The organism is Streptomyces sp. NPDC007095, from assembly GCF_040634475.1.
Taxonomy (GTDB): Bacteria; Actinomycetota; Actinomycetes; order Streptomycetales; family Streptomycetaceae; genus Streptomyces.
In genome coordinates this window covers 50004-59384 of the sequence record NZ_JBEYFS010000049.1, presented here as the reverse complement: position 1 = coordinate 59384, position 9381 = coordinate 50004, and the positions used below count along the sequence as shown (strand labels likewise).

The 9381-nt window shown below is 66.2% G+C and carries 3 protein-coding genes and 2 pseudogenes; all 5 read right to left on the bottom strand.

All coding sequences use genetic code 11. The features are described from left to right. Positions 1-85 precede the first annotated feature (85 nt). A complete protein-coding gene (locus ABZ656_RS18745; protein WP_360269285.1) occupies positions 86-931 on the bottom strand; it encodes a transposase in 846 nt (281 codons plus the stop codon). Then, positions 931-1062 (bottom strand): annotated as a pseudogene (locus ABZ656_RS18740) (IS110 family transposase); the annotation flags it as partial. The pseudogene ABZ656_RS18740 and the gene ABZ656_RS18745, both read right to left, overlap by 1 nt. Before the next feature lie 277 nt (positions 1063-1339). Further along, positions 1340-1702: pseudogene (locus ABZ656_RS18735) on the bottom strand (bifunctional DNA primase/polymerase); the annotation flags it as partial. Between the two features lie 446 nt (positions 1703-2148). After that, positions 2149-2517, bottom strand: a complete 369-nt coding sequence (locus tag ABZ656_RS18730) for a hypothetical protein (RefSeq protein ID WP_360269283.1) — start codon at positions 2515-2517, stop codon at positions 2149-2151. A 134-nt stretch (positions 2518-2651) separates the two neighbouring features. After that, positions 2652-9272, bottom strand: a complete 6621-nt coding sequence (locus ABZ656_RS18725; protein WP_360269281.1) for an RHS repeat-associated core domain-containing protein — start codon at positions 9270-9272, stop codon at positions 2652-2654. Positions 9273-9381: the final 109 nt, after the last annotated feature.

Sequence of the window (9381 nt, the reverse complement as noted above, 5' to 3'; positions counted from 1 at the left end):
GCTGGTGCTGGTCATGCGGGTGGTTCTCCTGCTCGTTCGTCCACCCAGGCTAACTGATCACGCCGGGGTGTCTCGCCCAACGATGTCAGGGAGGGGGGCGGTGCGCGGGTGGCGTGGCGGTGGCGGCCTTGAACGGGCGGAGGTAACGCTGGACGGTCTGAATGCTTCCGGCAAAGCCCAGGGCGACGATCTCATGGTGGAGCTGGGCACTGTTGTGACAGCCCTCGTTCCACCGCTGGTGGAGGTAGGGCTTGTACTCGTCCAGGATGGTGAAGCGGTTCGTCGCGTTGACCAGCAGTTCGTCGATGCTGGTTGCGCGGGCGAAGCGGCGCACGGTGGACCGGTCCAGCCGCAGTGTCCGGCAGATGTTCTCCAGTGTGCTGCCGTCGTCCAGGAGCTGTCGCACGGCGGTGTAGCGTTCCGTGGTCCGGGTCACCAGTCGGCGTTCGCGTCCGCAGACGTCGAGCATCCCGGCGGGCGGTGGCGGTGGCGTCTGCCAGATGTCGTCGCTGGTTGGCGGGGCGGCCGGTGCGGTGTTCTCGAACGCGGTGCGGACGCAGGCGTGGTGGGCGGAGACGGTCTTTTCGACGGCCTCGCCCAGGTTGTGCCACAAATGCCAGGCGTCGGCGACTTGCTGGGTCTGCGGGGCGCCGCTGCGGGCGCCTTCGGCATAGGCTCCGGCCCGGTCCCGGCAGATGATCTCTACTTCCGGATGGCCCTTCAGCCATGCGGCCAGCGGTTCGGCGTCCCGGCCGGGCAGCACGTCCACCGGGCGCCGCCTCTCCAGATCCACCAGGATCGTGGCGTACGAGTCGTCCTTCCGTAGCGCGAAATCGTCGACACCGAGGACGCGGATTTTCCCGACGGGTTCTTCCGGCGTGGCGCGGACCAGACGTAACAGGGTGTCCTTGGCGACGCACAGGCCCAGCACAGTTTCGGCTCGGTGTTGGGCAGCCGCTTGTCGTGCACGGTTCTGCCGTCCTCGGTCCGGCCGTGGGCGTGGTGGAACTCCTTGCCCAGGTCCAGGCCGAGGAAATGATCTATCGCGGTCGTATCGACCATATGCGCGTGCCCCTCGCCCCTCGTCTCCTCAACTCCCGGCCGTCCCTACGGCACCACACGCCGGCAACCACGTTACGCAGACATGCCGCCCGTGAAGCGGCCCGGCATTGCGCCGGACCAAGCGGTCGTCAGGCGCCTCATCAGCGGTCAAGCGGTGCCCCGAAGCCCGGCGGCAACACGCCCCAGGTCATCCGCACGACAGGGGGCACACAGCCATACCGGGCCCGGGGGCCAGGCGCCCCATTGCGGGGCCACGGAGAAGGTAACGGGGTGCTTGGGGGGCGGGCAGGTGACCGGTGCGCTCGAGCTCCTGGGCAAGCCAGGCGAGCAGGGCGGCCGGCTCGCGGACGCCGTCGACCGGGACGTAGGTGCCGTCACGGGTGGTGGTGCCGGGGGCGATGATGTAGCCGCCATGCGCGCGGACGTCTACCTGCCAAGCCAGCGCGGTGCCCTGGCTGGAACCGGCGGAGCAGCGCCAGCGCCGGTTGTCCGCTGCCCGGTACCAAACGTGCAGGCCGCCTGAAGGCGTACGGACACGCAGCGTCGTGTCGTCTTCCGCGGGACTGCTCTGACCGCGCAGAGCGGCCAGGACGGCAAGGGTGTGGAAGCCGTTGGCCAGGCCGGTGAGATCGACGGCGTCACCTATCCGGCGGCGCCAGCCAGCACGTGGTGCGCGCCGCCGCGCAGGCGGCGGAGGTCCGGTGGGAGGCGGCTCCGGACGAGGTCGCACGCCAGCGGCTGGCCAGGCCTCGCGCCCCCTACGTACCGGGCCGGATCACACCCAGGCCGGACTCGCCGCGGCCATGGAACGCGTCCTCGCCGCGGCACCGGCAAACCCTCCCTGCGCGGCTTCGCCACCGCGCCGAGGCCGCGGCCAGGCTGACCTGAAGCGTCCTCACCGGCCGACGGCTGCCCTGCAAGGCGTGGCTTGCCGCCGCGTTCGCCGCTGCCTGCCACGCCAGCGAGGAGACAGCCCGGTCAGACGAACCCGGCAACTGCCGAATCGAGGTTACGGGTCCTGTCTGCGTCCGGCCCTATACCCTCACCCCAACCTCGCTGATAGCCAAAGAATGCTCCTTGGTTCGATCACTTGAGGACCAAGGTCCTATCGCTATCCGTGACAGTGCTCCAGAGAACAACTTTCCCCCCAGATTCACCCGCCCACAGCGTGGCGGAACATCCGTCCTCAAAGCGAAGGAGGATTTCACTGGACTGGCGCCCCTTTTCGGTTTCCCACGCCCCGTCACCGCTCTTCTTCAGGACGCCGCCAGTCGAGCACTCAAAGTATTCCAGTTCCAGCTTCACCGTTGAAAATTTGCCATCGCTCTTCAGCTGAAGAGAGGAACTCTCTCCTCCCCAGCTCTTCACAAGCGAGGACCTCTCGACGAACTTCCCTTTCGGATACTTTTCGTAATCCGTGGAAGCATAGCAGCCGGATGCCAGGAGGACAGCCACGACAGATGTAGCCGCCCGGAGCGCGTTACCGTGCCACCTTGCACTCACTTTTTCTCGATTCCCATTCAAGCTTCCCGTGGGATTTCCGCGACGGGATGCACCCGGAATCACCGAGCGCCCATAAAAACCCTTACTCACGACGGAATCACCACCCGGAAAGTGATAGTCATGTAATGCGACGTAGCGGCATTACCACCAGCAACGACGCCATCATTATCGTATCGCTGCACAAATCTATCGGCTGCCGTGCCGTAGCCTGTCGCAATATGCGCAAATGAAGACATTGTCATATTATTTTCTATCGTGATCCGTGCTTGAATTCCCGTACTGTTGGCGCGCAAGATCTTGTACTTGGCTGTGTACGAGCCGAGCACACCTGTTGCCGCATTTCGATCCCCCGACGCGATGGACCACTGATCACTCAAAAACTGCCTGATCTTACCCACCGAGTCCTTCGCCCCGATCGAGTAGGGCTCAAGAGAGCCTTCGAGTTTGCCATGAGTCCACAGTCGAATGATCTCCTTACGCTGCGCAGCCGTGATGTCGCTCATCATGACCTGCAGTGCGACACGGCTGTCTTCGCCGTAGGTGGTGGCACCGTCCAGGACTCCCGCAAACCATTTCAGACCAATCATCCGAAGGTCATCTCCTCCCCCGCCCAGGACAGCATCCTCGGGATTGCAGGTGAGCAGAATCGGCACCGTAGCGCATTCCCGAGCCTTCAAGTAGTCAGGGTGCGCAATGCCTGGCGGAATATAGGGAAGGTTCGTCGGCGCAGGACCGGCGACGGGACCTGGGGGAATCACACCACATGGGGCGAGGGGAACAACTCCGCATGTCGGTGTACCAGTTGGGCCCGGGGTAGAGGTACCCCCGCTGGCTCCGTCGCTGGTGGAATCACTGCTACTACTGGATCCGCACGTGTGATAGCAGCCGTCGGGTCCGGTGCCCCCAGCGGGGATTCCTGGGGTTGGGCTCTGGTTGCCATGGGCGTGGCCAGGGTTCGGTTCGCTGTGGCCGGTTCCGTCGTCGACACCCCGGCCCGTCGGGTCGCTGAGCGTGACGGGGTTGTTGCCCGCGTAGGCGTAGCCGTTGAGCGTCTGGTGCTGGTCGAGCGCCAGCTCTGGGTCGACGCTGATGAACTGGCCGGTGGAGGGGTCGTATTCGCGTGCGCCGATGTGGGTCAGTCCCGTGCTGGGGTCGGCCGCCATTCCGAGGAAGGCCTTGTCGTCTGGCCAGACGCCTGTCGTCTGTCCTCTGTTTGTGCCGAACGGTGTGCTGTAGCGCTTACTCAGTGTCTGGTTGGAGTCCCCGGTGATGGAGATGGAACTCGTTCCGTGGTGATCGGCGGCGAGGAAGCTCAGCGTCTCGGTGCCGGATTCGTTGGTGCGCATGGCGATGGTGGCGCCGGCCGCGGCGTAGTAGCGGTTGGCCCACTTCTTGCTGGTCTTGAGGTGCACCTCGGTTGCGCCGAGGTAGAGGACGGTTTCCCCGTTGGTGGCGTTGTCGCGGCGGATGAGTAGTTCGCCGTCGGCGCCGTACACGTAGTTGGTGGCCGTTGCCGCCGTGTCGTCGGTGACGCTGGTGAGACGGCCTTCCGCGTTCCAGGCGAGGGTCTGCGATGTGGTGGAGCCGGCCTTCTTGACGCGCTTTTCCGTGTTGCCGGTGTCGTCGTACTGGTACTGGCGCGTGAGCCCGGTGCAGGTACCGGCGGTTGTAGTGGCGGTCAGGGCGTGTGGGCGTGCGGTGTCGTAGCAGGAGGTCGTGGTCACCGGCGTCCCGGTGTTCTGCTTCTCGGTCTCGCGCTGGCCGGAGGCGGTGTAGGTGTAGGTCGTCCAGTAGGGGGCGGGACCGCCGAGGTTGGCTGCGGTGCGGCCGGAGGCAGCGCAGTCAGTGGTCTTCGGGGTCCAGGCCTCGGTGAGGCGGCGATAGGAGTCGTAGGTGAAGCACTGGTTGTCGGTGCCGGTGCCGATGTTGGCGCTGTCGGTGACGGAGGTGACGTTGCCGGCCTGGTCGTAACTGTAGGTGAGGTCTTGGACCGGGCCTCGGGTCTGATCGTCGACGGCAGCCTTGATCAGGCGCCGTGTGCCCTTCTCGTAGTCATTCGTAAGGAAGACGCGCTTGGTGCCGCTGGCCGTCGAGGTGCCGAGCTGGAGACCGCTGACTTCACCGAACGCTGTGTAGTTGGCGGCGAGCAGGTAGCCGGACGCGCCGGAGAGCTCGTTGTTCAGGCCTGCGCTGTTGTAGCGGTACTCGAGAGTCTCGGCGGGCAGGCCGCCGGCGGCGGGTTCCTTGGTGTTGTTGACCGTGCCGTCGAGCCGGTATGCCGTTTCGAAGGTGGTGGTGGCGGTGACCGCGCCTGAGGTGACGAGCGGGTCGTCGGAGGGCAGGGTCAGGGTGGTGGCGGTGGGCTGTCCGAGCGTGTCATAGGCGGTGACCTGCTTGGTATAGGCCTTGCCGGTGGTGCCGTTCTCGTAGCGAATGGAGGCGGTAGGCAGACCCTTGAGGATGCTGTCGTAGGTCCAGGCTGCGAGCTGGTTGGCTGCAGTGCGGCTGGTCTGCCACAGGCCATTCTTGCGGCCGAGTTCGTCGTAGTCGTACAGGAGGACGTGGTCCTCGTCGTCCGTGGTGGTGTCGATCTGGTCGAGATCGGTGTACGTGGTCTTGGTGGTACCCCCGTCGGGGTCGGCCGCATTCACCTGGCGGCCGAAGAGGTCGTAGGTGTACGTCCACTTGGTGTTGTCGGGGCCGGTGATCGTGTCCGGCTTGCCGTCGCGGGTGTAGGCGTTACGGACGCGGGTGTAGGGCGTGGCGGAGGAGGCGCCGTACTCGCTGTCGTTGGGCTGGGTTCCGGCGTAGGTGCGGGTTTCGGCGGTGCGGCCGAGGATGTCGATGATGGTGCGGGTGGCGTTGCCGCCTTCGACGGCTGTGGTGGCGACCGAGTCCCCCGTGTAGGTCGCCGTGGTGCTCCACTTCTTCACCCCGTCGACGAGCAGGGTGGATGTGGTGGCGCGGCCGGCGCCGTCGAACTGGGTCTGGGTCTGGGTCGCTCCTCCGTAAGGAGCCTGGGTGTAGGTGCTGTTGGGTGCGTTGCTGCTGTCGTAGACGTCCTCGTAGGTCTCGTAGGCCAGGCCGCGGCTGTCGTAGCGGGTGTCGGTCAGGACTCGGCCGCCCTGCGGCGACGAGACCTGTGTCTGGATCGGGCGCAGTTGCGAGTCGTACAGGGCGTAGGCGGTTTCGTAACTGGTGCCGTCCGCCTTGAGCTTGGCGACCGAGGTCCAGGGGGCCTTGTCGCGTTCGAGGCCGTAGCCGTATTTTGCGTTGGGGCTGTCATTGCCTGATCTGGAGCGATTGGGCAGCCAGGTGTTGGTGATGCGGCCGAGTGCGTCGTAAGTGTTTTCGGTGCGTTTGGTGTTGGCGTCCAGGACATAGTTGACGGTGCCCCGGGCTGGGTCGTAGTTGGTCGTGGTCTGGTGGGCCTGGTTGTTCGATGCCAGGCGCGGTGCCGTGACGACGAGTGTGGCCAGAGGGCCGGCGGCCGCCGGGTAGTACGTGGTCGTGGTGGTGCGGCCCTTGGCATCGGTGACCTTCAGCGGTCGGCCGAGTTTCGCCGCATCGGTGTCGTAGGCGGTGGTAGCCAGGGTCTGCCACCCGGTGGCGGCCGGGGGGTTGCGGTCGGCGGTGCCGGAGGCGGCCGGGTAGGCCTTGGCGCGGCCGGTCCAGGTGGGCAGGCCCAGGGTCGGGACCTGGCCCGGGCTCCAGCCAGTGGTGGAGGCGTTGTCGTAGACGACGGCGGTGTCACCGAGGACATCGCCGCGGGTACCCGAGTTGGCGGGCAGGCTGACGTTGTCGTCGGTGTTGGCGCAGGGCTTGGCGACCATGCGGGTGCGGGAGACGAGCGCGGTGAGGCCCTTGGCGTCGTTGCGCGCGTACCAGGTACGGGTGCAGGTCTCGTCGCCGGTCGCCGACCAGTTGCCGTCGTCCTGGACGGTGGTGGTCATGCCGTACGTGGTGTCGTACGTGTACGACGTTGCCGCGACGCGCCACTTCTGGGCGGCGGTCAGGTAGGCGTCTCGGTAGGTGCGGGCGGTATTGACGAAATGCGCCTTGATGTTGGCGTACGACTTCTGCTGGCTCGCTGTTTCCTTGGACCAGAGGTCGTTGATGCTGGTGGAGATCGCGGTGGCGCCGTCGTAGGTGATCTCCTGCCGGAGCTGCCCTGCGTAGAAGCCGTCGTCGTTGGCGTCGGCGACGTCGAGGTCGTCCAAGGTGGTCGCGGGGTCGTTGCCGGCGACGTTGTCGAGGTCGATGCCCTTGACGACCGCGGTGCGGGTGGTGCCGTCTTTACGCTTGTCACCGTTCATGCCCTGCATGAACAGCTTCACCGTCTGGGAGCGTGTGGTGCCGGGGTCGCCCGTGTAGGTGGTGACCTTCTGGTAGCCGCGCCAGACCGACCAGGTGCGTTCCTTCTCCTTGGTGAAGGGGTCATCGTTGTAGTGCCAGCCGGGTGTGCTGTAGTCGTAGGACGTCTGGGTGCCGGGGTTGCCAGCACCGGGATCGTTGGTGGTGATTGAGGTGACCCGGTATTTGTGGAACCAGTCGAGTTGCGGGTCGCCGCCGTTGATGGGCCAGTAGACCGGGTAGCAGGACAGGTCGTTGTCGTCCTCGGCCGTGGGCATCTTGGTTCCGCGCACGCACTCCGGGTCGGAGAGGGTGACGGAGGTGATCGCGCCGGTCTCCGAGAGGATGGATGCGATGCGCGGGCGCGTCAGGGCCGCGATGCTGCCGCCGCCTGGCTGTGTGCCGCCTTCCACCCGGTTGGGCCGCTGCTGGTAGGTGAACTCGACCGGCGGTACGGCGATGGCGGTGCCGTTCTTTCCGGTGCGGATCAGCGAGACGAGCGTGAGTACCTGGTCGGAGCTGTTGCCGATGTCCTGCCCGTCGAAGAACTTCTGGTCGAAGGTGTAGGAGTCGACCGCCTGGAAGGCGTCGGGTTCCGCCGCGCGGGACCAGTAGAAGGTGTCGATGCTAGTCAGGCGCTTGCGGGTGAAGAACGACGGTCCTGCGGACTTGCAGTCGCTCTCACTGGCCGAGCAGATCGCGTCGAAGGGGACGTCGGGCCAGTTGTCGGCGGTGTCCTTGGTCAGGGAGGAGCAGTCGGAGGCGGTGCAGCGCTCCTTGTAGGTGAAGGTGACCTTGTCGGAGACGGGGCTGGAGAACAGCGTGTCGGCGCGCTGGCCGTAGCGGATCTCCTCCAGGTATCCGCCGCGCGTGTAGAGCGCCAGGGCGGTCTTGTCGCCGTTCTTCGGGTAGTAGTTGGTCTCCGCCTTGTACCAGTAGGTAGAGGCGTTGCCATGGACGTCCTCAACCATGTCGAGGTTCCAGCGCCAGGCCTGGGTCAGGGCGCGGTCGGCGAACGCGGTGCCCTTGTCGTAGCCGGGCTCTCTGTCGTCGTCGCCGAAGACCGGGACCGTCCACACAGAGTTCGTCCGGTCGTTGCTACCGGCGCCGGCCAGCTTGTTCAGGCCGAACGTGTACGTGGTGCCGTCGCTGGTGACGATCTTCCAGTACTCGCCGTCGTTGTCGCCGTTGTCGGCGTCGGTGAGCCGGGTGACCTTGGAGGCGTCGTCGTCCTTGAGGTGCCAGACACCGGTTGTGTCGTCCTTGACGAGTTCGGTGGCCTTGCCGTTCAGCACCAGTGAGGCGTTGTCGTACTTCCAGCACAGATCGGACTTGCCGGTCTGCCCGTCGTCCTCACAGGAGCCGTACGTCCGCTCGACGTAGGACGAGGTCAGGTCGAAGCCTTCGCCCAGGAGGGAGCCCTGGTTGTTGGTGTTGGCGGTGCGTCCGTCGATACTTCCGGAGTCGTAGGACAGGGCCAGGGACGGTGCGGGGCCCGCGGCAGCCGGTGGTGTGCTAATCGGGTACGACCAGGTGAAAGCTCCGGACGAGGTGCCGGCCTGCCAGCTCGCGGATGCCGCGAGCGGCGTCGCGTTGAAGTCACCGACGCCCGCCGAGGAGGTCGTGGCCGACGTGGCCGTGAGAGCCATGACCGTCGGCGCGGCAGCCGAGGTACCGGCGAGCGTGGTGCGGGAGGTGACCGTCTCGGCGTGGATGTCGTTGTCCGACGTCTGGACTGTCGTGGCACGGCACCGCTGTTTCTGAGGTGTCGTCAGCGCGCAGGGCGGCAGGGTGACCAGCCCCAGTCGTGAGGACCAGTTTCCGCCGATGGCCGAGGCGAACGAGCTGTAGTCAACGGTGACTTGAGCAGCACCGGGGCTTTCCGCGGCAACGGTGAAGATGACCCCGGTCACGCCCGCGCGGCGGGTGGCCTTCTGGTCCAGGACGGTGATCTTCGCCTTGCCCGAGGCAAGCGCGCGGGCCTGGCGCGACGTGCTGCTGTGCTTCAACGCCTTGACCCTGACCAGGGCTTCGCCTCGCGGCGTGCGGGTCAGGTCCTCGGTGCGGACGGACGTCCCGGGCCAGGCTGCCTGGCGTTCCTTGCGGGCCGAGTCCACCAGCCGCTGGTTGGCCTTCTTTTCTCTGGCCACCTTGGCCCGGGCCGCTTTGGCCTGCGGTGACGTCACCTCCAGCACGCGGGCCGATTTGGTGGCGGGCACATCGGGACGCCCTGGCAGTTCGGCGGCTGCGGCCAGGGGTGTGAGCGGGGCGGGCAAGGACAGTACTGCCGCGAGCAGCACCGTCAGTGCGGTCCGCCGGCCGCGTGGGCGGGACGGGAACAGGCGAAAGGACACAGGAAAGCTCTCCAGAGGGTGAAGGGCAGCCGTGCGGCGGGAATCTTGGAAGATGAGGTGCGTCGCCAAAGGGGTGTGTCCTGTGCCCGACCGCTCTGGGCCGGGTGGT